This window comes from Gemmatimonadaceae bacterium (genome assembly GCA_036273715.1).
Lineage (GTDB): Bacteria > Gemmatimonadota > Gemmatimonadetes > Gemmatimonadales > Gemmatimonadaceae > JADGGM01.
This window is the reverse complement of sequence record DASUHB010000067.1, coordinates 1-26203: the sequence shown is the minus strand read 5'-3', so window position 1 is coordinate 26203 and position 26203 is coordinate 1. Positions and strand designations below refer to the sequence as shown.

Annotated in this window: 24 protein-coding genes; 6 read left to right on the top strand and 18 right to left on the bottom strand. The window is 67.0% G+C overall.

Going from position 1 to position 26203, the window contains the following annotated elements:
- The first annotated feature begins 105 nt into the window (after positions 1-105).
- The 3 genes from VFW04_15340 (at position 106) to VFW04_15330 (ending at position 3498) form a co-directional block, all read left to right on the top strand.
- The gene (locus VFW04_15340; protein HEX5180709.1) at positions 106-1863 is read left to right on the top strand and encodes a hypothetical protein; all 1758 of its coding nucleotides are present in this window, start codon (positions 106-108) and stop codon (positions 1861-1863) included.
- A gap of 186 nt (positions 1864-2049) precedes the next feature.
- On the top strand, positions 2050-2685 hold the full coding sequence (locus VFW04_15335; protein HEX5180708.1) for a cysteine hydrolase: 636 nt from the start codon (positions 2050-2052) through the stop codon (positions 2683-2685).
- A gap of 189 nt (positions 2686-2874) precedes the next feature.
- Positions 2875-3498, top strand: coding sequence for an SGNH/GDSL hydrolase family protein (locus VFW04_15330; protein HEX5180707.1), 624 nt, complete (start codon positions 2875-2877; stop codon positions 3496-3498).
- Between the two features lie 25 nt (positions 3499-3523).
- On the opposite strand, the gene VFW04_15325 is transcribed toward VFW04_15330, so the two are convergent.
- On the bottom strand, positions 3524-4918 hold the full coding sequence (locus VFW04_15325; GenBank protein HEX5180706.1) for a hypothetical protein: 1395 nt from the start codon (positions 4916-4918) through the stop codon (positions 3524-3526).
- 71 nt (positions 4919-4989) lie between these two features.
- The gene (locus tag VFW04_15320; protein HEX5180705.1) at positions 4990-5595 is read right to left on the bottom strand and encodes a TMEM175 family protein; all 606 of its coding nucleotides are present in this window, start codon (positions 5593-5595) and stop codon (positions 4990-4992) included.
- A 174-nt stretch (positions 5596-5769) separates the two neighbouring features.
- On the opposite strand from VFW04_15320, the gene VFW04_15315 reads away from it, so the two are divergent.
- Positions 5770-6588 carry an alpha/beta hydrolase gene (locus VFW04_15315; GenBank protein HEX5180704.1) on the top strand — a complete coding sequence of 273 codons (819 nt, stop codon included), beginning with the start codon at positions 5770-5772 and terminating at the stop codon, positions 6586-6588.
- A gap of 53 nt (positions 6589-6641) precedes the next feature.
- Here the strand turns inward: VFW04_15315 and VFW04_15310 are convergent, their stop codons facing one another.
- The 15 genes from VFW04_15310 to VFW04_15240 form a co-directional block, all read right to left on the bottom strand.
- Positions 6642-9071 carry an ABC transporter permease gene (locus VFW04_15310; protein ID HEX5180703.1) on the bottom strand — a complete coding sequence of 810 codons (2430 nt, stop codon included), beginning with the start codon at positions 9069-9071 and terminating at the stop codon, positions 6642-6644.
- Positions 9072-9312: 241 nt separating this feature from the next.
- Complete coding sequence (locus tag VFW04_15305) at positions 9313-9858, bottom strand: DUF4142 domain-containing protein (GenBank protein HEX5180702.1); 546 nt, start codon at positions 9856-9858, stop codon at positions 9313-9315.
- Between the two features lie 168 nt (positions 9859-10026).
- Positions 10027-10806 carry a cyclase family protein gene (locus tag VFW04_15300; GenBank protein ID HEX5180701.1) on the bottom strand — a complete coding sequence of 260 codons (780 nt, stop codon included), beginning with the start codon at positions 10804-10806 and terminating at the stop codon, positions 10027-10029.
- Positions 10807-10843: 37 nt separating this feature from the next.
- Positions 10844-12181 carry a sodium-dependent transporter gene (locus tag VFW04_15295; protein ID HEX5180700.1) on the bottom strand — a complete coding sequence of 446 codons (1338 nt, stop codon included), beginning with the start codon at positions 12179-12181 and terminating at the stop codon, positions 10844-10846.
- Entirely contained in the window at positions 12178-13338 is a 1161-nt protein-coding gene (locus VFW04_15290; GenBank protein HEX5180699.1) for an aminotransferase class V-fold PLP-dependent enzyme, read from the bottom strand. The genes VFW04_15295 and VFW04_15290 overlap by 4 nt, the downstream gene beginning before the upstream one ends.
- Positions 13335-13922, bottom strand: coding sequence for a thiamine pyrophosphate-dependent enzyme (locus VFW04_15285; protein ID HEX5180698.1), 588 nt, complete (start codon positions 13920-13922; stop codon positions 13335-13337). Before VFW04_15285 ends, VFW04_15290 begins: the two co-directional genes overlap by 4 nt.
- Entirely contained in the window at positions 13922-14431 is a 510-nt protein-coding gene (locus tag VFW04_15280) for a thiamine pyrophosphate-binding protein (protein HEX5180697.1), read from the bottom strand. Before VFW04_15280 ends, VFW04_15285 begins: the two co-directional genes overlap by 1 nt.
- Before the next feature lie 324 nt (positions 14432-14755).
- Positions 14756-15250 (bottom strand): DUF3592 domain-containing protein, encoded by a 495-nt coding sequence (locus tag VFW04_15275; protein ID HEX5180696.1) that lies wholly within the window; start codon positions 15248-15250, stop codon positions 14756-14758.
- 9 nt (positions 15251-15259) lie between these two features.
- Complete coding sequence (rmuC, locus tag VFW04_15270) at positions 15260-16525, bottom strand: DNA recombination protein RmuC (protein HEX5180695.1); 1266 nt, start codon at positions 16523-16525, stop codon at positions 15260-15262.
- Between the two features lie 22 nt (positions 16526-16547).
- A complete protein-coding gene (locus tag VFW04_15265) occupies positions 16548-16955 on the bottom strand; it encodes a hypothetical protein (GenBank protein HEX5180694.1) in 408 nt (135 codons plus the stop codon).
- Positions 16956-17088: 133 nt separating this feature from the next.
- A complete protein-coding gene (locus VFW04_15260; protein HEX5180693.1) occupies positions 17089-18051 on the bottom strand; it encodes a hypothetical protein in 963 nt (320 codons plus the stop codon).
- A gap of 29 nt (positions 18052-18080) precedes the next feature.
- Positions 18081-18935, bottom strand: a complete 855-nt coding sequence (locus VFW04_15255; GenBank protein HEX5180692.1) for a hypothetical protein — start codon at positions 18933-18935, stop codon at positions 18081-18083.
- Between the two features lie 4 nt (positions 18936-18939).
- Positions 18940-21657, bottom strand: coding sequence for an ABC transporter permease (locus VFW04_15250; GenBank protein HEX5180691.1), 2718 nt, complete (start codon positions 21655-21657; stop codon positions 18940-18942).
- A 6-nt stretch (positions 21658-21663) separates the two neighbouring features.
- Entirely contained in the window at positions 21664-21993 is a 330-nt protein-coding gene (locus VFW04_15245) for a PadR family transcriptional regulator (protein ID HEX5180690.1), read from the bottom strand.
- 76 nt (positions 21994-22069) lie between these two features.
- Positions 22070-22771, bottom strand: a complete 702-nt coding sequence (locus tag VFW04_15240) for a hypothetical protein (GenBank protein HEX5180689.1) — start codon at positions 22769-22771, stop codon at positions 22070-22072.
- A 163-nt stretch (positions 22772-22934) separates the two neighbouring features.
- Between VFW04_15240 and VFW04_15235 the strand changes: the two genes are divergently transcribed.
- Complete coding sequence (locus VFW04_15235) at positions 22935-24056, top strand: hypothetical protein (protein HEX5180688.1); 1122 nt, start codon at positions 22935-22937, stop codon at positions 24054-24056.
- A gap of 161 nt (positions 24057-24217) precedes the next feature.
- A complete protein-coding gene (locus VFW04_15230; GenBank protein HEX5180687.1) occupies positions 24218-25468 on the top strand; it encodes an MFS transporter in 1251 nt (416 codons plus the stop codon).
- Positions 25469-25471: 3 nt separating this feature from the next.
- Here VFW04_15230 and VFW04_15225 read toward each other — a convergent pair.
- A partial coding sequence (locus tag VFW04_15225) for an ADP-polyphosphate phosphotransferase (protein HEX5180686.1) occupies positions 25472-26203 on the bottom strand: 732 nt, incomplete at its 5' end.

Below are 26203 nucleotides of genomic sequence, written 5' to 3'. Positions count from 1 at the left end.
CGCCTGCGGGTCGGGAGTCCTACTGTTTGCGAAGGGTCCGGGCGCATCGGCCTCGACGTGACCGTCAGCGGCCTCGATGTTCGCCTCACCTCCGCACGTTAGGCAATGTCTCGCGCGTTCGGCATCGATGTCCTGCACATGTTGGAAGAGATGTGCAACTCCGGGATGACCGTTTCCCGCCGCCGTCGCGGCGCGAGGCAGCGCGGCGTGCGAGTGATCGGCGGAGCAGCCGCTGCACTGCTCTCGTGTTCCGTAGTCGCCGCGCAAGGCGGCGCGCACCGCCGCGCACATCCACTCGGTTCCGTCGACTTCCCGATCAGCTGCTCGACACCTGCCCAACGGGAGTTCAACATCGCCGTTGCACTGCTGCACAACATGACGTATGTGGAGGCCCGGCAGGCCTTTCGTCGCGTGGCCCTGATCGACAACCGTTGCGCCATGGCGCATTGGGGAATCGCGATGACGCTGTTCCAACCGCTCTGGCCAACGCGTCCGCAAGCGGCCGAGCTGCAGCGAGGCTGGGACGAAGTCCAGCGGGCCGACTCGCTCCAGCCCGCCACGGAGCGCGAGCGCTCGTTCGTCCGATCGGCGGCCGCGTTTTTCGCCGACCCGTCATCGCCTAACTACTGGGATCGGATCGCGCACTGGGAAGCCGCGGCGCACGAGACGTTCGTCGCGTATCCGGAAGACCCGGACGCAGCAGCGTTCTATGCACTGGCGCTGCTGGCAGCTGCGCCGGCGAATCCATCGTCGCGCACGAACGCCGACAGCGCCGCTGCCATTCTCCTGCGCGTGTACGCCCGCAATCCCGATCATCCTGGCGCGATGCACTACCTGATTCATGCTAACGACACGCCGGGCCGGGAACACGAGTCGCTCGACATCACCGCGAAATACGCCGCGATCGCTCCCGACAATGCCCATGCACTTCATATGCCGACGCACATCTATACGCGACTCGGCGATTGGGACCGTGTCATTGCGGGAAACCTGCGCGCCAAAGCGGCTGCGCGGCGACAGTCCGCCGGTGAGCACGGCGAGTTCATCTCGGACGAGTATCCGCACGCCGTCGAATATCTCGTCTATGCCTATCTGCAAGAGGGCGCCGACGAGTCGGCCGCGCGCGAGGTTCGACACCTTCGTGCGACTGTGCACACGGAGCCGACATTCAAGACGGCGTTTCACCTCGCATCGACACAAGCTCGCTATGCGCTCGAGCGGCGCGATTGGCAGGCCGCCGCGTCCATTGCTCCCAGGCACCCGGCGATTGTGGCGTGGGATCGCTTCGCCTGGCCGGAGGCCGTCTCGCGCTTCGCACGCGGGTTAGGCGAAGCGCACATCGGCCGGCTCGACTCGGCGCGCGCCGCCGTCGCACGGCTCGCGCAGCTCGAGGACGCGACGTCCCGCAGCGGCGAGGATTTGTTCGCCCGAAATATCCGGCTCCTGCGCCTGGAGTTGAGCGCTTGGATTTCGCACGCCGAGGGACAGGAAGACAGCAGCGTGACCTTGATGCAAGCAGCGGCAGCGCTCGAGGCGTCGACTCCGAAGCACGCCGTGACGCCGGGCCCGACACTGCCCGCGTCCGAATTGCTCGGAGATCTGTTCATGGAGGAGCAGCGGCCGGCAGACGCCCTTGGAGCGTATCGCCTGTCGCTCGAGTCGTACCCACGGCGATTCAACAGCCTGTTAGGCGAAGCGCGGGCAGCGCGGGCCGGTGGCGACGGCGCAGCCGCGGCCGCCGCGTATCGCACGCTCCTGGAGGTTGCGCGTCGAGGAACCCGCCGCGATGCGCTTCGTGAGGCCACCCAATTCTTGACCACACGATCGAGCCGCTCCTCCCATCCCCGGGCTCGCGCTCGTTAGTGCCCGGTGGTACACTGCGCTGCAGTGGTCGTATGGTACTGCGCGCGAGGTGCGCGGGCGACATTGCGCCGGCGTATCGGGCGCTCTAGTCTTGGCGAAGCATGGTCGCCGCCTCGAGCGGCGTGGCCGATTCGAACGCGCAGGTCGCCCGAACGACCGTCCGGACTCACCCCAACACGTTAGGCGATGAAGCGCGCATTCGGCATCGATATTCCTCAAACGCTGGAAGAGTTGTCCAGCGCCCAGCGCATGGCGCTGTTGATCTACGACATGCAGGTCGGCATCACGCGCCAGGTGCAGGACGCCGACGTGATCGTCGGGAAGGTGCGGCAGGTGCTCGACGCGGCGCGTGCGGCATCGATCCGCACGTTCTTCACGAGGCACATGTCGCTGCCCAAGGCGCTCATGGGGGCGTTCCAATATCGCATGGCGATGGCATGGCAACGCGTCGATGATCCCGACAGAGTGACGCCATGGTTTCTACGCGGCGCGTCCGGTTTCGGCATCGTGCCGGAACTCGAGCCGACGGCCGATGAGGCGATCTTCGACAAGATCACCATGTCGGCGTTCGAGGGCACGCCGCTCACGATCGCGCTGCGCGATTGCGGGAGCACCGCGCTTGCGATCGCGGGCATCGCCATGGAGGTCGGTATCGAACCCACGGCGCGTCACGCCGCCGATCTCGGCTTCGTGCCCGTGATCATCACCGACGCCTGCGGCGCCGGAAACAAGGCGGCAGCGCAGCGTTCACTGGACAGCCTGACCTTCGCCGGAGACGCAATCATGACGACCACGGCAGAGTTCTGCCGGGTCCTCGGCTGACCATTTGGTCTCACGCGTGGCGGCCCTTGCAAGAGGAGCCACAACACCATCCTCGAAACTCTTCACGGTTCTTCGCCGGTGCGCTCACCGTTAGTCCTCGTCGCGATGTTGCTCTCGAGCTCTGTCGCTGCGCAATCCTCCCCGCACATGCCGGCTGAGGAGGAGCGCCTGCGTACGGACTGGGCCGACATGCAGCGATACCGAGACGACGACGCTCGGCTCGGCCCTCCGGCGCCTGGCGAGCAGCGCATCGTCTTCATGGGCAACTCGATCACCGAACAGTGGGACGTGCTGGACAGCGCGTTCTTCGCCGGGCGGCAATACATCAATCGCGGCATCAGCGGGCAAACGACGCCGCAGATGCTCGTGCGATTTCGGCAGGACGTGATCGACCTGCGCCCTGCGGTCGTCGTCATCCTCGGCGGCGTCAACGACATCGCCGAAAACACCGGGCCGGCGACGTTAGGCGCGATCTTCGGGAACATCGTATCGATGGCCGAGCTGGCGAGGGCGAACGGCATCACGGTCGTATTGAGCTCCGTGCTGCCGGCATCGTCGTTTCGCTGGCGGCCCGCCCTCGAGCCCGCGCCGAAGATCGTCGCGCTCAACAGGATGATCCGGCAGTACGCCGTCGATCACCACATCGTGTTCGTCGACTACTATACCGCGATGGTGGACGGGCATGGCGGCCTGCAGCCCGAGCTCACGAAGGATGGCGTCCATCCGACGCTGGCCGGTTATCGGGTGATGGAGCCGCTCGTGCAGAGCGCGATCGAGCAGGCGCTTGCGTCGCCGACGCATGTCGGCCGGTAACGCCGGCGTGCGCGCCTAACGCACCTCAGCGGCCGAACACCGCCAGCGCGGCTTGCATGCGCGCGAACCGTTTCGCGTCCGAGGGGACGCGCCGCGAACCGCTTGGCCACGCGTTGTCGGCGAAAAGGCAGTCGCCGTCGGTCGTGAAGACGAGGGTCTCCTGGCTGTCGCTATCCGACAAGTCGAGCGCGACGTCCACGAATCCGCCGCGTGCCCGCGCTGCAGCGGAGCCGGTGTCCCAGCGAGCGAGGTACGGCCGGAAGATCGCGATCGGATGCGGCTTGCCGTCGCGTGGCAGCGCGAGGAGGACCGGCGCCAGGAGCTCATCCATGGCATAGTCGGCCACGGCCCATGCCGTGTCGGCCGGGATCGCCACGGACGTATCGCGCTGGCCCTGCCTAACGAGCAGCAGCGAGTCGCGGCGCACGTTGACGGCTTGCCGCGCCAGGCCATTCCTGTCCGACCAGGTTGCGCCATAGCCGGTGACGCGCGAGGTGTCCAGGTCCACGGATGCAATGCCGACCATCCCATCGTTGCGCGTCAACGATGCCGTAATCTCGTTTCGATGGCGCGCCGTGGTATGGAGCAGGATGATCGTCTTGTTCTGCATGGCAAAGGTGATCGACGTGTCGGTGCCGGGCAGCGGGTCGAGGAGGAAGCGTGTGAGCGCCGAGTTGGACACCGAGGACACTTCACTGGATTCGAGTCCCGCGGGCACCGTGTCGGCCGCATCCGGCGCAACACCGTGGCCTGTGAGGTGCATGTCCCATCGCCGCGCGAGCAAGCGGCCGGATTGCGCGTCGAACAGGTATCGCTCGCTGTCGGGGCCGGTGAGATCCACCCAGGCCACCTTACCCGTCGCGGTGTTCGCAACGAAGCCGTAGCGATACCGAATGGTGCCGTGCGCCTCGACATCGGCGACGTCGTGACTGCCTAACGTGTCGAGCATGCGCCGCACCCGGTAGCGTCGCACCGCCTCGTACAGGTCGGGCCCCGCCACATCGCGTCCGCTGGCGCGCACGGTATCGCTCCACGATGCGCCGGCGCGAAGCGCGGTCGGCGGCAGCTGTAACAGGAAATCGACCGCCTGTGACGCGCCGGGGGGCTGGCGATCGATCATGCGCACGTCTCCGTTAGGCGCGACGATGAACGTGTGGCGCTGCAGGCGCCGGCTGACATCGAGCAGCTGGTTGCGGACGGTCACCTCGGGCTGCGCCGCGGTGCCGCCCCAGACTTGCGATTCGACGCTCTCCTCGTGGCGCCCGGGCCCCACCGTATCGGAGCCGTGCAGCCAGTACATGCGATACGGATTGTCGATGTCGTAGCGGAGCGTGTCTGGACGGGGCGAGTATGCAGCAGCCTGCGTGCACGCGCGCGCAGGGCCGGCGAGGAGCATGGCGATCAGGCCAGGGATGAGCATCCAGCCGACTCGAGGTGCGTACGCGCGAACGGGCGTTCGGCAGATCGTCAGCAGCATTGTTATCGAACGCCTCAGGAGCGGAGCATGGCACTCTGGATGTTGCCCGGTAAGGCATAGTACACCGCGAGCAGCCCGATCACCACCAGCCCCGCGATCGGCGACACCAAGCCGACGACCGTCGCCAACGGATAGAGCGTTAGACCGACGAGGTTCCAGGCCGACAGCCGCCGGCGCGTCGACGGATGCGCCGTCATCGCAGCGCGCTGCAACAGCAAATAGGCGACGGCGATGGCCGAGAGCGTCGCGCCGTAGTACACGATGGTCGGCCGTGTCACGCCCAACTGTGCGAACACATACGTCGGAAAGGACAGGAAGCAGATGAGTGCAAGCAGCAACAGGTTCGCGATCAGCACTCCATGCGTCACCCGGTCGGCATAGTGCAGCAGCGCTCCGTGGTTCACCCACATGACGCCAACCGTCGCGAACGTCGCGGCATACACGAGGTATTGCGGCCAGATCTCGAGCAGCGCGCGTGCCTGCTCGCCCGCTGTCGACTGTGCGGACACTCGTGCGGGCAAATGCAGTTGGAGCACGAGCAGCGTGATGGCGATCGCGAATACACCGTCGCTGAACGACTCGAACCGTGCCTTACCGATCGTCGAAGAGGGATCGTTCATGACATGTCCTTGGGTCGGAGTTCTGCACGCGACGGCTGCGAACAATCACGTCGGCGACTTCGTGTGTTTCCGGCGACGGCCACCGAAATTTGACGACGCCCCCCGTTGCATTCATAGTGGTGAGAGAGCGCACTGAGCAGCGACGGCCCGCCACGCGATCCAGAGGAGGTTCGCATGAAGACGCATCGCATCACCGGCGGCGGGGGTGTGGAACTGCAGGTCCTGGAGACGGGCAATCCGAAAGGCCGCCCCATCGTATTTCTGCACGGCGCCTCGCAGTCGCTGCTCCAGTGGAACCGCCAGTTGGACTCGAGCCTAACGGAGCATCACCGGTTGGTCGCCATCGACCTGCGCGGTCACGGCCTGTCCGGCAAACCGCGCGACGGCTACGGCGACGCCAGCCTGTGGGCCGACGACGTCGCCGCCGTGATTCGCACACTGGCGCTCGACCATCCGGTGCTCTCGGGCTGGTCGTACGGGCCCCTCGTGTGCCTCGACTACGTCCGGCACTACGGCGAAGAGGGGATCGGCGGATTGCATTTCGTCGGCGCGCTGACCGAGTTAGGCACGGAGGCAGCCATGGCTCTCTTGACGCCCGGCTTTCTCGCCATTTTCCCGCAGCTGCTCGCCACGGACACGGAGGCAAGCATCGACGGACTTCGCGGGCTGCTCCAACTCTGCTTCGTCGAGCCGCCCACCGACGCGGAGCTCTTTCTCATGCTCGGGTACAACTTGAGCGTGCCGCCATACGTCAGACGCGGATTGTTCTCTCGCTCATTCAGCAACGGCGACGTGCTGGCCAAGCTCCGCAAGCCGGTCCTGATCACGCACGGCGGGAAGGATGCAATCGTGAAACCGGTCGCCGCGGAGCGCCACAAGCATGCGATCCCTCATGCGGAGGTGCAGCTCGTGCCCAACGCGGGCCACGCCGTCTTCTGGGACGACGCGCCGGCATTCAACGAGCGGCTGCACGCGTTCTGCGAGTCCACGTAAGGCGGGCACCAGCGGGCCAGACGGACACGACCCGACGGATCGACCCGCGGGCGTCACTCCACGCGCATTGCCGCCGTCGGATCCGCGCGCGACGCGCGAAGCGCGGGCACGACGGTCGCGAGCACCGTCGGGATCACGAGGCAGGTACCGGCGAGCAGCCACGCGGACGTGTCCACTGGGCTCACGCCGTAGAGAATGGACACCATGACGCGCGTGAGCGCGAGGCTCGCGCCGACGCCGATGACGACGCCGGCCGCGACGAGCACCATGCCCTCGCGCGTCACCAACCTCACCAACCCCCCCGGCGAGCTGCCGAGCGCAACGCGGATGCCTAACTCTCTGGTGCGTTGGGCGACGGCGTAGCTCAGCACGCCGTACAACCCGGCGATGGTCAGCGCGAGCGCGATCGCCGCGAACGCGCCGAGCATCAGCATGAAGAATCGTGGACCGCCGAGACTTTTCTCGATGACTTGCGGCATGGTCTCGATGTTCGAAACCGCGGCACCGGCATCCACGCCGCGAATCGCCCGCTCCACCGCCGACTCGACGTCAGTCGGATTGCCGCGGGTCCGGATCATCAGCGGAAACCGCGAGTCTCCGTTGCCGCCCTGCAAGTACGTCCAGTACATCTCCGGCGCCGCAGGGGCGAACGGGCCCACATTGCGGATGTCGCTCACCACGCCGACGATCGTCGCCAGACCGCTGTCGCTGTAGTAGAACCGGCGGCCCACCGGATCCTGACCGTGGAAGTCGCGCTTGGCCAGCGCTTCGTTGACGACCACCACCAGCGGCGTCGTCTTGCCGTCGTCATCGTTAGGCAACAGCAGCCGGCCGCTGCGCAGGCGCTGCTTCGTCACCGCGAAGAAGCCCGGCGTCACCGTGCGCTGCTCGACGAGCGGCCACCGGGTCTGGTCGTCGGCCGACATGCCCTCGTAACGGATGTTGCCGTTCCAGCCCCAGTTCACGTATGGGACCAGATTGATCGCTCCTACGGACTGCACGCCGGGTACCTGGCGCACGGCGTCGAGCACCGGATCGAGGAATCGCCGCGTGGCCGTTCCGTTAGGATAGCGGGCGCCCGCCACCGTCGCCGTGAGCGTGAGGACGTGGGACGTCTCGAACCCGGGGTCCTCGTCGAGCAGCCCGGCGAACGAGCTCAGCATGAGACCGGCGCCAATGAGCAGGACGAGCGAGAGGGCGATCTCGAAGACCGCGAGCACGCGCAGGGCGCGATGTTGTTCGCGGCCCTTCCCTGCTCCCCGGCCGCCGCGCAGCGCCTCCTGTGGGTCGACCGTCGTGTTGCGCCACGCCGGCGCCGCGCCGCAGCCGAGGCTCACGACGAGCGCCATCGCGATCCCGAAGCCGATCACGCGCCAATCGACGCCGAGCCCCGCGAGCTGCGGCATCTGTTGGGCGGCCAGCGCGCCGATGGTCCGGACGCCGATCGCCGCCAGCCCAAAGCCGACCACCGCGCCTAACGCTCCGATGATCAGGCTCTCCAGGATCACAGGCCGCATGACGTGCCAGCGCGCGGCTCCGAGCGCCGTACGGACGGCCATCTCGCGCCGGCGATGCACGCCGCGCGCCAGCAGCAGCGCGGCCACGTTCGTCGCCGCGATGAGCAGCACCATGCACACCGCGCCGAACAGCAGCAGCAACGGCGTTCGCACCGTGCCGGCGCTCTCCGCCACCAGCGGCGCCACGCGCACGTTCTCGTCCTTGAGCTGCGGATACTGCGCCACCAACCGCGCGAACAGCGAGCGCAGCTCCGTCTGCGCCGACGCGGGCGTCGCGCCGTCCGTTAGGCGGCCCACCATCAGGAGGAAGTTGTTGCCGCGGTTGGCGAGCTGCGGCGGCGTGAGGCGGATCGGCATCCACACGTCCGCCTCCAGCATGTTGCCGCCCTGCGGGATGCGGAAACGCGGCGGCATCACGCCGATGATCGTCGTCGGCGTCCCGTCGATGTCCACCGTGCGCCCAACGACAGACGGCTGCGCGTGGAATTTCTGTCGCCAGAATTCGTTGGAAAGCACCGCCACCAGCGGCGCGCTCAGTTGGTCATCCGCGGGACCGATCAACCGGCCGAGCTCGGCTCGGGCGCCGAGCATCGGGAAGAGCCCGCCCGTGACGAAGTGCTCGGACGCTTCGACCGTTTCGGTGCCGAGGCCGACGAGCGCCGACCCCGAGCTGATAGCCGACAGTGCCTGGATGCTGCGGGACTCGCGCGCCAGATCTTCATAGTTGGCCGGCGACTCCGGCCAGGTGCCCATGGGTCCGGTCTGCGGCGTGATGCGGTGCACGGCGACGAGCCGGCCGGGGTCGCGCATCGGCAGCGGCTCGAGCAGCGCTCGGCTGACCGCGCTGGCGACGGCCGTCGTCCCGCCAATCCCCAGGCCGAGGCACAGGAGCGCGGAAATGGTCATCACCGGGCTGCGGGCAAGACTGCGCCCGGCCGCGCGGAGCTCGACTCCCAACGACACCATGGTTCCTTCCGGCAAGGACTGAGGCTTGGACAACCGCATTGCGCGGAACGTTGCCCGCCCTACCGGACGCGGCCGAGGTCGGCAAGTTGGCCGGTGTGATGATCATAGGCACCAGGCGTCGGCACCGGGCGTCGCGGGAACGACCGACCGGGCGGCGCCGGCGTCGATCGCTCTGGCGCGTGCGGGATCGATCGACGCGGCCCGTCTACCGCCTATGGCATGACGCGTCTCCCCCGGAACGTCAGGACGACGTGCCTAACCGACGCTGGATCGCTCGCGCATCGGCGAGGTGCTGGCGCACCACCGGCAGCGTGCGCTCGACGAGCTGCTTCGTCGGGCCGGTCGCGTCGCCGCGCACAGCATCGAGGCTGTGCAGGAGCTGCGTGTGAAAATCGACCTCGGACGACATCAGCAGTCGGTCGCGCGGCGCACCGGGTTTCGTGGCGTCCAACCGGTCGATCATCCGCCTGGCCATGTCCGCGGTTGCCGTATCGTGCGGCGCCAGTTCCGGCGTCACTTTCGCCTGAGACGCCGTGGACTTCACTTCGTCCATGTGCTTCGTGTGCGCCGTCACCATTCGTTCGGCGAAATGCTTCACCTGCATATTCTTCGCGCTGTCGGCGCCTGTTTTGGACATCGCGACCTCGAGCGAATCGCCCTGCATGATCGCGGCGAGGATGTTTGCGTTAGACATTGCCGGCGCGGGCGCACGCGCGGCGCCCAGCATGGCCGCGGCACCGGCGGCGACACTCGCCACGGCCAGATATTTCGCAATGCGAAGCTGCATAACCCACCTCTCCCCTGCGCGGGGTGCTCTGCGTGATTCGAACGACCTTCGACAGAGCGACGCGGGCAATATGCGGACCCTGGATGGCCGCGCATGCGAGCACTCGAACACAAAAAAACCAGACTCGGCACGGGCCGGCGCGCATCCAGGCCGGCGATGCTGTGGCCGCTACGCCGCCGGTGCGATCGCGAGCACCCGGAGCGGACTCCCGCTGCCATTGACGAGCTTGAGCGGCGCGGCGATCACCACGGCGCCCGTCGCCGGCAGCTGGTCGAGATTGCAGAGACTCGCCAAGCCGAACTTGCCGTTGCCGTGCATCGTCGAATGGTTCGGGAACGGCGGCTGGAAGGTGCCCGCCTGCCCGGCGTCGGTGCCGACGGTCTCGACGCCCACGCCTAACACATCGCGGTCCGTGGCCAGGAGCTCGGATGTGCTCTGGTGAAAGCCCGGGCTGTGCGGGCCGTCCGATTTCACGTTGAGGAATTTTTCCGATTCCGTGCGCGTGCTCCAGCCGGTGCGCAGCAGCACCCATGCGCCGCGCGGAATGCGGCCGTGCTCCTTCTCCCAGGCCACGACCTGGTCCGGCATGAGGAGGAAGTCCTCGTTCCGCTCCACCTCGGCGGTCACATCGATCACGCACGCCGGGCCGATGAATCGGCGCGCGGGAATGGTGTCACAGCGGTTGTCGGGCAGGTCCTTGCCCGTGACCCAGTGCACCGGCGCATCGAAGTGCGTGCCCGTGTGCTCGCCTAACCGAATGGCGTTCCAGTACCACGCCGGCCCGCGGTCGTCGTAGCGCGAGATCACTTCCATCGCCACGCCGGGCGACGACGCGAAGATCGGCGGCAGCCCGATCACCGGTGTCTCGGGACCGAGCGGCTGCGTGAGATCCACCACCTTGAGTTGGCCCGCGTCCAGCGCGGCGACGAGATCGGTGAGCACGGACATCGATCGATACCGGTAAGGCGTTGAAGTCTGCGGCGCGTCACACGCCGGCGAAGATGCGGAACACTTCCGTCAAGAGCCAATAGATGCCGACACCCAAAATGATCACGGGAATCCCGTAACGAATCCAGTAGAAGGCCCACATCGGCACCGGCCGCTCGCCCGCGCCGAACAGCTCCGCGAGGGCGGCGCTCCGCGTCATGCACCACGCCACAGTCACCACGGCAAGCAGCGAGCCCAGCGTCTGCATGCCCGACCCGAACGTGAGGTCCCAGGGGACGAAGATCGCGTTGTTGACCATGGGCGGAACGGCCAGCACCAGACACGCGAGCGACATGACCCACACGGCGCGCGCGCGCGTGAGGCGCGTGTTGTCCGTTAGGCCCGCGACCAGCACTTCCACCGCGCCGATGTCGGACAGATAGCCGGCGCCGAAAAGACTGATGAAGAAGAGGCAGCCGAACAGCCAGCCCGCGGGCATCGCGCCGAAGACCCTCGGCAGCGTCGTGAAGATGAGGCCAGGGCCGGACGCCGGCTCGAGATGAAACGCGAACACGGCCGGGATCACGGCGAGCCCGGCGATGAGCGACGAGCCCGTGTCGCCGAGCACGGTCCACCACGCCGGACTCGCCAGGTGCTGGTCGGCGTGGAGGTACGAGCCGTACACCACCATGAACGTCCCGCCCAACGACAGCGCGAAGATCGCATGGCCGATGGCGGCCGCCATCACGTTGGCGGTGAGATCGGAAAACCGGAACTCCAGCAGGTACCACCGGACACCTTCCATCGCGCCGGGCAGCGTGAGCGCGCGGACCATGACGACGATCGTCACGATCGTCATCGCGGGCAGCACGATGATGCTCACGAGCTCGATGCCTCGCCTCACGCCCCGGATCAGCACGACCGCGCACGCGAGGAGCACGACGGCCGTACAGATGAGCTGCAGCACGAACGATCGCAGCACGAATCCGTGCTGCGGCGGCAGGATTGCCGCGGCGTCGAACGGGAGGTGCGCCGCGACCGCCACCTGGCCGATGGCATAGTAGAGCACCCAACCGATGACGGCCGAGTAGTAGCCGGTGGCGGCAGTGACGACGAAGAAGAGAAACCAGCCGACGTACTTGCCTAACGGCAGGCCGCCGCGCTCGAAGGCGCCCACCGGTCCGCGCCGGGTGCGGCGGCCGAGCGCGAATTCCGTCATCAGGGCCGGCACGCCGATGATGATCGAGACGAGCGTGTAGAAGAGCACGAACGCGGCGCCGCCGAACTTCCCCACCATGTACGGAAACCGCCAGACGTGTCCGAGGCCGATGGACACGCCGACGATCGTCATGAGTCCGCCTAACCGTGAGGCGAAGGTCTCGCGGGCGTCGGTCACCGGCCCGGCGCGAGCTCGGCGAGGAGGTCGAGGGCGCGGTCCACGTCCTCGATCGTGGTGAAGAAGTGCGGCGCCAGACGCAGGACCTCGCCGCGCGCGGTCGGCAGCACGCCCCGCGCGCGCATCGCACTTTCGACGGCGCCGGGATCCGGCACGAGGAAGGCCGTCGTCGCCGTCTTGCGCGTCATGTCATCGGCGCCGTACAACCTCAGTCCGCGCGACCGGCCGCCCTCGATCAGGCGCTGGCCGAGCACCTCGTGCCACGCGCGGATGTTCGCCGGCCCGATCGTGTTGATCATCTCCATCCCCGCGCGCGCGACGTATGCGCTCATCACCGGCGGCGTGCCGGTGTCGAACCGGCTGGCCGTGGGCGACCAGTCGAGCGCGCGCGCCGTCGACGCGAACGGATCGGCGCGCCCGAACCAGCCGGTGACGGTCGGATGCAGCGACCCGACCACCTCGGGCCGCACATACAGAAAGGCGATGCCGGGCATGCCCATGAGAAACTTGAGATTGCCCGATGTCAGGAAGTCGACGCCTAACGCGCGCACATCCACCGGCACGACGCCGAGCGTCTGGTACGCATCCACGAACGAGAGGGCGCCTGCATGGCGCGCCTGCGCGGCGATGCGACGCACGTCCTGGATGAACCCGTTGGCGTAATATCCGTGGCAGGCCGAGACGAGCGCGGTCTGATCGTCGATGAGCGTGTCGTATGCCGTCGGGTCGATGGTTCCGTCGCACACCCGGGCGAACGAGACGCGTGCGCCGCGCGGCGCCTGCGCGAGCCACACGTGCGCCACCGTCGGAAATTCGGCGTCGCTGACGGCGATGCCGTGGCGGCGGCCCGAGAGATCGAGCGCACTTGCGACGGCGCTCGCCGCCTCCGAAACGGAGCTGAACACCGCGATGTCCGTCGGCGCCGCCCCGATGAGCGTGCTGAACTCCGCTTTCGCGAGCGCGACTTCGGCGAGCCAGGTGTCCCAGTCCATTCCCCGCTCGTTCCACGAGTCGAGGTAGCGCTCGGCCGCCGCGCGGGTCGCGACGGTCTGCGGCGCCTGAGAGCAATTGTTCATCGGGATGCACGACGCGAGCAGCGGAATGCGCGCCCGCCAGGCGTCGAGGTCGTACGCAGGACCTTCTCCCGCGGCGCTCACGCGGAGCCGCCGGAGCGCGCGCGCGATTGAATCCAGCGGCGGAAACGGAACGCGTTTTCGCCTAACTGCAGATCCATGCCGTAGTGGTCGGGTCCGACCGCCGCGACCTTGGCGACGATGACGCTTAGCTCGTGCCCCTCGATCGCCGTCAGAAACGCCTCGCCGAATTCCAGCGTCGTCACGGTCTGCGCGACGTGCGTGATCCCCGCGCCGCGCGCGATCGCGTCGAGGTCGGTGACGCCCGAGGATGTCTGGGATTCGAAGCCGCCCGTCGACAGCAGACTGCCGTTGTCGAAAATCACGTGGATCAGATTTCTGGGCCGATATCTCGCCAGCGTGGCGAGGGTGCCGAGGTTCATGAGCACCGAACCATCGCCATCGAGCACGACGACGCGCTCGTTAGGCAGACTCATCGCCAGGCCCAACCCGATCGACGATGCCAGCCCCATCGCGTGCTGCAGATAGAAAAAGTTCTCGCGGTGGCCGAGGTTGTAGAGCTCCTGCGCGCACGCGCCCATGATCGTCACCACGAGCTTGTCCTCGAGCTCGGGATAGATCATCTGCAGACACTCCGCGCGCTCCATCAGTCCTCCATCAGGTCGCGCGTCAGCAGGAGCGCCACCGGCGACAGGGAGCTCTGCGAGAAGGTCCACGCCTCGCGAATCTGTTTGGCCACCCTCTGCGGATCGCGCGCGAATTCAAATGGAATCTCGAGTGCGCGCAATACCGCCTCGGTGACGATCCCTCCCCGCGTGTGCCACGGATACGGCTCGCCCCAATGGCCGCGCATCGCGATGAGCATGCACAGCGGAATGCGATACAACTGGGCGAGCGACACGATGCCGTTGATGGCGGCGAGAAAGCCGTGGTTCTGCATGAGCAGAATGTGCGGGGTCCCGGCGAAGTAGGCGCCGGCGGCGATGCCAATCGCCTCTTCCTCCTTGGCCACCTGCAGCAGCTGGACGTCGGGGTCATCCTCGGCCCGCTGGAGGAGCGGCCCGAGCCAGGTTTCCGGCAGGGCGGAGATGGACGTGATCCCGGCGGCCTTGATGCCGTCGAAGATGACCTTGCTGTTGTCGTAGGAGACGGTCATCGCGCGAGCGCTTCCTGGAGACCGGGAAGTATCGCGCGGGGGACACATCGTGTCGAGGCGGCCGGCCCGCCGCCGCAGACCTCTGTCCGAGCAGCATCGGAGAGTTTTTGCCTACTTTGTAGGCAAAAACTCCATGATGATGCCGTAGGGGGTCCCGGGCGGCGCCGCCGTGGGCGCCGTCACGCCAAAACCGGAGGCCGGCCGCCTACCGCCGCTACTGCCTAACGTCTGCCGGCGTACAGCCGAAGCGTCACGCCGTGCTGGCTCGCGCTGGCGCGGGTTGGCGTAATGATCAAGCGTTCACCCCGCGCCGATCGACCCTCGTCACAGGGCGCGAACGAGTGCGATTAGCCCGGCGACCAAAATGGCGATCCCGGCGCCTAGGATGAGGTAGGCAAATGGCGACGCGCCCGGATACAGGACCGAGATCGAGTGTTCGCGCGGATCGTACGAGACCGGGATCGTCTGACCCGGCCGCAGCTCGTCCTCGTGAATCAGGCGAAGCAGCGACGCCGGGCCAGGCTCGTACAGCGTGCAGCCGCGGAAGGTCTTTCCGTTTACCATGTAGTCGTAGTCGACTACAGGCATTTGCTCTTCTTCGACCATCGCGCCAGGTACCGCCGGAATGAGCTCGCCGACCGTCGCGAGCTCATCCTGGTTGGAGCGAACGCGTCCAATCGTGCGCGGCCAACGGAGACTGGCATGCGCGCGCATGGTACTTGGCAGAAAACCAATCAGCGCGACGATCCCGACACCGACCAGGTAGAGCGGGAAGGCAAAGTTGGACGGATGGATGTCGACGGGAAGGGAGTGTGGCATACGTCGACGTCAGTCCGCCGCCAGTTCCGGCGCCGAGGGACGCCGCGGCAACACGTCGACCTGTTCCAGCGGTTCGATGTCCGGTTGCCCGTCCGCTGCGCCTAACCCGTGCATCCGGCGCGCCGAGCTCAGCACCCGCGACTCGAGTGAGCCGACGGCGTCGTTGTACGCCTCCACCGCGCCCGTGAGCCCGCGCTGGAGGCGCGCGAAATGCTCGGCCAGCGTCGCGATGCGGCGATACAGTTCGCTCCCCACGTCGCGAATCGCCGCCGCGTTCCGTGCGATGCGCTCCTGCTGCCACCCGTACTGCGCCGACTTGAGCAGCATGACGAGCGTAGTCGGCGTGGCAGGCACCACGCCGCGGGCAACGGCGAACTCGAGCAACCCTGGATCGCGCTGGCACGCCTCGCTCAAGATCGACTCGCCGGGCAGGAACATCACCACGAAAGGCAGAGCGTCGGTCATCCGCTCCCCGTACTTTTTCTGGGAAAGGATCTCGACCTGCGCGCGCAGCTGCCTCGCGTGCTTGTCCAGGAGCGCCGAGCGACGGTCGTCATCCGTTGCTTCCGCGGCGCCGACGAACGCATCGAGCGGCGTCTTCGCGTCGACGACCACCCTCTTGTCGCCCGGCAGCCTCACGACGAGGTCCGGCCGGACCGTGCCGTCGTCGTCGCGAATCGTCTGCTGCAGGTCGAAATCGCAGTGCTCGAGCATGCCTGCCAGCTCGACCACCCGCCGGAGCTGCAGCTCGCCCCACTGTCCGCGCACATGCGGGGTGCGGAGCGCGTGCACGAGCCGCTGCGTTTCTTCGGTGAGCTGCAGCTGGCCCTCCACCATCGCCCGCAACCGCTCCTGCAGTTCCGCGTTCCCGGCCGCCCGGTCTCTGCCTAACGACTGAAGCTGTTCGTCCACGCGCGACAAGCCGTCCTGCAGCGGCTCGAGCAGCGCACGGCTGTTCGCCACCAGCGCGTCGGCCGAGAGGGCGGCGAAGGCGTCGCGCGCGCGCGCATCCGTCTGCGCCGTGTGCTCTCCGAGCGCTCTCGTCAGCCGGCGCTCCGCGTCCCGCTCGGCCAGATACGTCGATGCCGCCTGCTGCGCGTGCGCGAGCTCGTTCCGCACGCGCTCGGCTTCCGTTAGGAGCGCGCTGCGTTCGCGCTCGCGCTCACCGAGCAGCGCACGCGCTTCGGCCGACCGCGACCGCGCCGCCATCCACGCGATCACGCCGCCGACGACCGCACCGGCGAGACCCGCCCACAACAGCGACCATTCGCTCACGACGCTGCTCCTGGAGACCGGGCTACGGGCCCGAACGCGCGAAGCGATACGTCTGCGGCGCCGGGTTCCAGCGTGATGTCGTGAGAGTCAGCGTGTCGCGATGCACCGACATGGGTTCGGTGATGTCATTCAAGTTCACCCATTCGAGTTCCGTTCCGTTGTCGAGCACCGTGACCGTATCCACGTTTGGAAGTTCCGTCGTATCAACCGATATCCGGAAATCCGTCGTGAACGTTCCGGTCGTACCGTTCTCCGGTATGAACAATGTGGCGTGGTCAATGAGGAACACCGCGTCGATACCGGCAATTGGGCCAAAGGTGTCGGGCAACGCCGCTCCGTTCACCGACACGAGCGACCAGGTGCCATCGAACGACGGCGTCTGCGGGCCGGTTGAGCTCGAACAGGCGACTGCCGTCGCGGCCAGGGCCAACACGATCAATTTCACGTTCCCTCCACGCCGGGGGCCAGTATGGTGCCGCCTAACAAACTATAACGACCCGGCTCGAGCTGCCAGATGCAGGGCTGTTCCATGAATGATCGGGCGTTCAGCCGGGCCAAACGCGTCACGGTTTCAACCAGCTGTCCAACGATACCTGCCAGATGTTCGCCAGCCCGTTGTTCCACGCATCCATCATCGCGAGCCCCTTCTCCGGTGTAATCCCGCTCTGCGCTCCGGTCGGCACCTCGCGCCGCGACGAAAAGTAGAGCGTCCGGTGATCCGGGCCTAACCGCGACTCGATGTCGTTCGACTGCGGCGGGCTGATTGCCGCACCCATGAACTCCGGCCGTCCCCACGCCGTGCCCTGCTTCTTCGCAATGAACAGCGACGTGCCGTTCGCTTTCATTCGTCCCGACGAGAACACGAGGAACGACTCGTCCGGCGCCACGGCGGGATCGTAGTCACCGACGCTGTCGCCGGCGTCGATGGGCACGGCCACCGGCGTCTCGTACGCACCATTCGAGAACTGGGCGCGAAAGATGTGAAACCTCGCTTGGGCACCCACCGGCTTCATGAAGTACAGGCTCCCATCCGCCGCAACACTCGGCGAGAAGATGGACCCGTTGCTGTTGATGACGTCGGGGAGGCGATGCGGCGCGCCCCATCCGTTAGGCGTGCGGTCCACCCGCCACAGGTTCCCGCCGACGCCCGGCTGGGCCGCGCCATTATAATACGCGTCGATCGCCGTGCCGTCCGGCGTCGCAGGGCGATTCGATGCAAAAATCAGGTACGACCCGTCCGGCGCCATCGTTGCTTCGAGATCGCGCCACGTGCCCGAAAAGGGAGCGATCGACGGGTCCGTCCACGCACCCCGCGACCAGTGCGACACGAGAATCACCGATTGCGACGAATTCGCGCGCGTAAAGACCACGGTCTTGCCGTCGGGTGTGAACGCCGGAGAGAGATCGTTCGCCGGCCCCGAGATCACGCCGGGCGCGAACACCGTCGGTTGGGCATCCTGGCTCGGCCCCGGCGCCGCCCAGAGCGCGAGCGCCGCCATCGCGGCGCACACAGGTGCGACAGACATCGACCTCACGTTAGGCGTCTCCCTCGTCATCAACCGGCGTCGACCGTCGCTCGCCGGCCGATATCCGATGCCGGCACGCCCGGCGCCGCGATCTTTTTCGCCGGGATACCCTCGGCAACCACCAGACAGGCGGCGGCCAACGCCACGGTGAACAAGAATTCCCCCCAGTTCGACGGCAGCCTTGGTTTCGTGATCACCGCGGGCACCCAGACCAGCAGCGCGAACACGCTGAGCATCGCGCCCTCGGCTGCCGCCGACAGACGCGGATAGATCGAGAACAGCACGCCCAACCCGGCGAGGAATTGCGCGGCGCCCATCGCGTCCGCCCAGAACTTCGGGTACGGCAGCCAGGACGGCACCAGCGTCACGGTGCGCGCAGCAAACTCGAAGAAATGCGAGAGCCCAAACGTCGGCACGGAGAGGCCGATGAGAATTCGGGCGCACGGAATCGCGTATTGACGAGTGAGCGCGTCCAGGGTCGAGCCCGGCCTCAAATCCGCATACCACGCAAACAGCACCAGCGCGCCGGCCGCCGGCACCGCAATCTCGCCGACGAGAAACCAGGCAATTTCCCGCCCCGGCTCCATGATCGGAACCGGCACCCGCGTCAGCGTCCACAGCAGCATGAACGGCAGGAGAATGCGAATCGAAACGCGCGACGAGCGCTCGAACAGAAGACCCGCGCCGGTGGCCAGCATGAGCACGCCCGCGGCGTACGCGATGCCGTTGGGCGACGGCACCCACGCCGGCGGCTTGTCGGCGACGAGCACCCCGAAGCCATAGACGAGCGCCAGGACGCCCACGCTCATCATGCCGATCGCGTAATAGACGCGGACCAGCTGCCGGGTTCGGCTGCCTGTGTGCGACACGTCTGCGTTGGTCATGTGGTCAACCGGCGTCGAGCGCCGCGCGAGGGTCCACTCCGGATGCACGCACCGCCGGCAGCACGCAGGCCAGCGCGGTCGTGCCTACCAATAGCAGCACCACGGCGACCAGCGTCAGGGGGTCGGCAACGCTCACCTGGTAAAGCATCGATCGCAGCAGCCGCCCCGCGATCAGCGCCAGCACGACGCCCGCCACCATCCCGACGCACGCAAGCATGAACCCGTCGACGAGCACCATCCGGACGAGCTGTTCGCGCGTGGCGCCGAGCGCGGTGCGCAGACCGAATTCCTGGCGGCGTTGGTGCACCATGAATGCGATCACACCATACAGGCCGATCATGGCCAGCGCGAGGGCCATCACGCCAAACGAGCTCATGACCAACGTCGCGAACCGCGCATTCGCACTGGCGTCGCTCACCAGTTCGTCGATGGTGCGGATGCGCGCGAGCGGAATGTCGGGATCGACCGACGCCACCGCCCGGCGGATCGCCGCCACCAGCCGCGTCGGGTCACCCGAGCTCCGCACGACGAACTGCATCGTCGAGAACGTCGGATACGGGTCCTGCGTGTAGGGCACGAACATCTCGGGCCTCGGGCCTTCCGTTAGCGAGTACCGCTTCATGTCCGCCGCGACGCCGACCACCGTTATCCACGTCACCATTTTCTGCGTGCCCAGATGGATCCGTTTGCCGATTGGATCCTTGCCGGGCCAGAGCCATTGCGCCATGGATCGATTCACGACCATGACGGGCTGGGACTGCTCCTGATCCGCCGCCGTGAAATCGCGCCCCTCGATGAGCGGTGTGCCGAGCGCGGCGAAGAGGCCGGGACTGGCCACGGTGTACTCGACGATCGGCTTCGCGTTGTTCGCCGTTAGTCGCGGGTCGGCGTCGGCGTCCGGCGTGAAGACCGTCGATTCCTGCGCGCCGCTCATGGGCAGCGGCTTGCCGATCGCCACCGCCTTGACCCCGGGGATGGCGCTGATGCGGGCGAGCGCATCGCCAATGAAGGCGACCGATTTCGGGTGCAGCATGCTCGTCGGCAGTTGCTTCTCGGGATAGTGCAGTGGCGGCAGCGTCACCTCGAACGTCAATCCATGCGGCGCCGAAAAGCCGAGGTCGCCGCCTAACTCGTGCGTCAGGCTGCGGACGAGCAGACCCGAGCCGATGGCCAGCATCACCGACAACGCCACCTCGGCGGCCACCAGCGCGCGGCGCAGCTTCACCGAGAGCGCGTCGCCGCCGGTTTTCCTGCCGCCCTGTCGCAGCGCGTCGGCGAGATGGATGCGGCTCGCCCGCATCGCCGGCGCGAGACCGAACAGCACGCCCGCGATGAGGGTGACGACGATGGCGACAATCGTGACGCGCCAATCGAATGTGATGTCGGCCAGCCGCGGCAGGCGCGACGGGCCTAACGTGCGCAACAGCGAGATCCCGAACACGCCGGCCGCGGTGCCGAGCACGCCGGCGATGCCGGTGATGAGCATCGCCTCGAGCAGCAGCACGCGCGCGATGCGCGACGTCGACGCCCCGAGCGCGGCGCGGATGGCCAGCTCGTGCCGGCGCGACTGCAGGCGCGCGAGCAGCAGCTGCGCCGCGTTGACGCACGCAATCATCAGGAGCACCGCAGCCGCGCCGAAGAGGCTGAAGAGCATCGGTTTCACGTCGCCGACGACCTGCGTCCGCAGCGGAATCGCCCGCGTGTTCCACCATCCCCTGCCCTGCGGAACCAGGTCGTCCTGGATGCGCGAGATGTGGTCGAGATCCGCTTGCGCCTGTGCTAACGTAACGCCGGGCCGCACGCGACCGATGCCCGCGAGCTCGGATGGCCCGCTCACCGGCGGTTTCATCGGAATCCAGAGTTGCGTGGCCTCGGGCATCTGGAAATCGCCGGGCATTTCAGCTCCGCGGGGAAACGCGAATCCCTCCGGCCCAACGCCGATGATCGTATACGGCTCGGCGTTCAGCGTGATGGTCGTGCCGATCACGTGCGGGTCGCCGCCGAATCGCTGCTTCCATAATGCCCAACTCACGACCACGACGTGATCTCTGCCCGGCGTTTCCTCGGCGGCCACGAACGCGCGCCCGAGCGCCGGCCTCACGCCAATGGTACTGAAGAATTCCGACGTCACCTTGACGCCGTTGAGCCGCTCCGGCGAGGTCGTGTTGCCGAGGTTGTACAGGCGCGGCTCGAAGGCCGAGATGCTCGAGAAGACGCGCCGTCGTTCGCGAAGCGTGTTCACCAGCAGCCCGTCGATCGGCTGCTCGGAGAAGCCGAGACTGAGCTGGGGATAGCTACCCCAGATGAGCACGACCTGCTCCGGGTGCGCGAACGGCAGCGGCCGCAACAGAATACCGGACACGACGCTGAACATGAGCGTCGTCGCCGCAATGCCTAACGTGAGTACCAGGATCGTGACGGCGCTGAACGCCCGGTGGCGCGCGAGCGATCGGAGCGCGAAGTGCAGGTCGCCGCCGAGCGAGTCGCGGATCGGTGCGGAGGGAATGCTGTGCACGTTGTGGAGCGCCTCCTTCACCGAGGCAATCGGCCCGAAGTCGCGTTCCGCCTTGGCGCGGGCGTCGGCCGCAGTCATGCCGCGCGCGACGTTCAGCTCCGTTTGCATCTCGATGTGTGCGCGCAGCTCGTCGTTCAGGTCCTCGTCCACGGCCCGCGGTGCGAGCAGCAGGCGAACGTTACGAAGCACTTCGCGGATGGTCGGCATGGATCCTCACCTGATCTGCAGGATGAGGTCGACGGCGCGCGAGTAGCTGCGCCAGACCTGCGTCTCTTTCGTTAGGCACTGGCGGCCACGGGCGGTGATCTTGTACAGGCGCACGCGCCGCGCCGTGGACGACCTGGTCCACTCCGCGTCCACCAAACCGCGGCCCTCCAGCCGGTGGAGCGCCGGATAGAGCGAGCCCTGATTGACCGTCAGCAGCTGCTCGGAGATCTCGTTGATGCGCTGCGAGATATCCCAGCCGTGGCGCGGGCCCAGGGACAGGATCTTGAGGATGAGCAGGTCGAGGGTGCCTTGCAGGAGCTCGGTCGGCGATTCCATGCGTGTCCTCCGGGTGTGCAGGACACGATGCATGCCGTCTTGTAGAATGTCAACAACGGGGCCGGCGCTGGCGGGCTCAGCCTCGCGCGGGCGCCGGCCGGTCCGGCATGAAGGCGCCCACGGCCGCCAGCCAGGCGAACCCGCCGACGCGAGTGATCGGAACCGCGGCCGTCAACGGAATGACGAGCAGTCCTAACGCAGACAGCGCGCCGGTTGCCGCGAGCAGGAATCCCAGCCGGATGACCCAGGTCGGCAAGACACGGGCGCGCCGAATCGAGACCGACACGCCGCCCGCCATGAGTCCCATGCCGACCGCGAAGGCCGGTCCGCCCGAGAGAAAGACGAGGAAGTGCAGCGTGTGCGCGACCGGCAGTGATGCCGCAGCGTCGGGGACCGAGAGCATCCAGAGGAAGAGGGCGGCAGCGGCGAGACCGCCGGAGGCCGCGAGGCCGCCGGCGAACGCGGCGTGCACGCCCGGGTCGCGGAGGCCGAGCGATCGGAGCCGCGACACGACGACGGCCGTGTAAATGACTAACGGCAAGGACGACACGAAGCAGAAGAGCGCGCTCACGCGCACCGCATCCGGATTCGCGGCGAAGAAGCCGCGCGAAATTTCGGCCGGCCCGAACGGATTGAGCACACCCATGCCGTTCACCGGCAGCTCGTGCGGCAGCACCGTGATCGCGCCCACGCCGATGATGACCAGCAGCATGTAGCTGACGGCTAACGCGATCAAGGGCGTCGCCTGTTCGCGGCGAAGGTCAGAGGTCGGTCGCACAGTGAGGAATCGGAAAGAGGAGTCGGCAGGCTACCGGATCGACCTTGACAATCGGGCCCCGATGCCGAATGTCAACGGTCGAGCGGACGCGGCCTTGCGGCCGCGTCCCGTTCGGCGCATCTCCCGACCGCAGAGCCGTCGAAAAATCCACGTGAGGATTCCCATGCGCATCCATCCGGTGGTCATCGCTCTCGGCGTCCTTGCACTCGCCGCCGCGTGCGGAAAGCACAAGGCCAAGGACGACACCAACGCGCAGATCGCGGAGCTGTCGAAGAAGTTAGGCTTACCGATCGACACGTCGGGCGCTCCGCAGAACACGGAAGGCGATCCGTGCTCGCTCCTCGACCCGGCCCAGGTGGCCGCGGCGATCGGTCCGCTCGCCGCGCCGCCCTACCGCGGCAGCTATAAGCCCGAGCGTGGCTCCGATTCGTGCCGGTACGACACCAGAAATCACCGGCGCCTGCTGGTGAGCGTGGATTGGAACGGCGGCAAGATCGCGATGAAGATGGTCGGCATGGGGCGGAGCCTAACGGACCCGCTGGCCAAGCATGGCGAGGAGACGATCGGGCAAACCGTGCTGTCCACGGGCGACACGATCGCCGGCCCCTGGGACGCCGTCGCCGAAGGCCCGATGCAGTGCTGCGATCTGCACGCGCTCAAAGGGGATCAACACGTGGAGATCGACTGGACGGGCACGCGTCTCTCGATGACGGGCGCGGCCAAGCTGCTTGATTCGGCCGTGGCGCACCTGGCAAAACCGCTGGCGATCAACGGCAGCGCGCCGGCCGCGATGGCATCAGGCGATTCGCTGTACGCCGCCGACGCGAAAGACAGCACGGTCAACATATGCCAGCTCCTGCCACAGCCAGTCGTCGAGGCGATCATCGGCCGGAAGCTCTCGGCGCCGCCCGAGCCCGGCCAAGCCGGCGGCGCAAGCGGCGGACGCTTGTGCACGTACACGACGACCATGATCGGGAGCACGAATTTGCGCCAGCGGTTCGAGCTGGAACTCAGGGACTTTCACGATGGCGCGGCGGACTTCGCCACGGATCAGCACACCATCGGTATCGCGGGTCGGGCCATGCGCCGGCAGATCACCGGCGACACGATCATGCCGCCCACGGACACCTCGGAATATCCCCTCGGGCCCTGGGACGAAGCGGGGCCGAGCACGTCGATGGGCTACGAGGCGGTGAAAGGGCCGAACCTGATCAGGGTCGGGGCGTTAGGCGAGAGGAAGACGGCGCTGGCGTTGCTGGCCAAGGCCGTGACCTCGATGCCCTGAACCGAGCGGCCGGCCGCCACCCGTCGAACCAAGGGGATGACCGCGGCATCATGGAGTTTTTGCCTACAAAGTAGGCAAAAACTCCATGATGCCCGGCGGAGGCACCCCTCCCCGGCACCAGCGCTATCATTCACGATCCTCTTCGTGAATGGACCAGCGGCATGGCCGAACCAACGGCATTGGGAGGGCATGACGAGGCCGGCCACACGGCGTTCGCCGTGCTGTGCGCCATCAGCTTTTGTCATCTGTTGAACGACATGATGCAATCGCTGCTGCCGGCGATTTATCCCATGCTCAAGACCTCGTTTGCGCTCGACTTCGTGCAGGTGGGGCTCGTCTCGTTCACCTACCAGGTGACGGCGTCCCTGCTCCAGCCGCTCGTCGGCTCGTACACCGACCGCAAACCCAAGCCCTACTCGCTCGCCGTCGGCATGACCTTCACGCTGCTCGGCCTGCTGCTCCTGTCCGGCGTCAACCGCTTCGGATTGCTGCTCGCCGCGGCGGCGACGGTCGGCATCGGCTCGTCGGTGTTTCACCCCGAGTCGTCGCGGGTTGCGCGGATGGCGTCCGGGGGCCGCCTCGGGTTCGCCCAGGCGTTCTTCCAAGTGGGCGGCAATGCGGGCTCGGCGTTAGGCCCGCTGCTCGCCGCGTTCATCGTGCTGCCGTTCGGCCGGCATAGCGTCGCCTGGTTCTCCATCGCCGCGCTCATCGGCATTTTCGTGCTGTATCAGGTCGGCACCTGGTACAAGCACCACGGCACGCGCAAATCCGCCGGGCGAGCGGTCGCGATGGAAGGGCCGCCCGTCTCCAAGCGGATCATCAGACGGTCGCTCGCCGTGCTCATGGCGCTCGTGTTCTCCAAGTACTTCTACCTGGCCAGCCTCACGACCTACTACGAGTTCTTCCTCATCTCGAAGTTCCACGTGTCCGTGCGCTCGGCGCAGATCTATCTGTTCTTGTTCCTCGGCGCGGTAGCCGCCGGTACGATCATCGGCGGCCCGGTGGGCGACCGGTTAGGCCGCAAGGTCGTGATCTGGTGCTCGATTCTCGGCGTCCTGCCGTTCACGCTCGCGCTGCCCTACGCCAACCTCCTCTGGACGGCGATCCTGAGCGTGGTCATCGGCGTGATCCTCGCGTCGGCGTTCTCCGCAATTTTGGTGTACGCGCAGGAACTGGTGCCGGGAAAGGTCGGCATGATTTCGGGACTCTTCTTCGGCCTCGCATTCGGCATGGGCGGCATCGGCGCGGCCGTGCTGGGCTGGATGGCGGACCACACCGGCATCGACTTCGTCTACAAAGTCTGCTCGTTCCTGCCGGCGATGGGACTGCTCACCGCGCTCCTGCCTAACTTGAAGACCGCGGCGCAACGGGAGCGGCGCGAGAGCCTGGCCGCCGCGTCGCAGCGCGCGTGAGCGTCATCTGTCCAGCCTCTTGCGAATGGACCGCAGCTCGCGGCGCCGCGCAGCGCCCACCTTCGGATACGACATCTTGAGATCGTCGAGCGTGTCGACGACGATCTGCGAAACGATCAACCTCGCGTTCTCCTTGTCGTCCGCGGGAACGACATACCACGGCGCCTCCTTGGTGCTCGTCGCGCCCAGACAGTCGCCGTACGCATCCATGTAACGCTTCCAGAACTTCCGCTCGTTCAGGTCCGCAACGCTGAACTTCCAGTTCTTGGTCGGGTCGTCGATCCGCGCCAGGAAGCGCTTCCGCTGCTCGTCTTTGGACAGATGGAGATAGAACTTGATGATCCGCGTCCCATTCCGGTGCAGGTGCTGCTCGAGGTGCACGATCGACTTGTAGCGCTCGTGCCAGACCCCCTTTGTGCCGCGTGCCTCGTTAGGCAGACCTTCGCCGCGCAGCAGCTCGGGATGGACCCGGACCACCAGGACTTCCTCGTAGTACGATCGATTGAAGATCCCGATGCGCCCGCGCGCCGGCAGGTCCCGCGTCGTCCGCCACAGGAAATCGTGCTGCAGCTCGTCACTGCTCGGATGCTTGAAGCTGAAGACCTGGCAGCCCTGCGGGTTGACGCCCGACATCACGTGCTCGATCACACCATCCTTGCCCGCCGCGTCCATCGCCTGAAAGATCAGCAGGACGGCAAAGCGGTCGGTTGCGTAGAGCAGCTCCTGCAGCGCGCT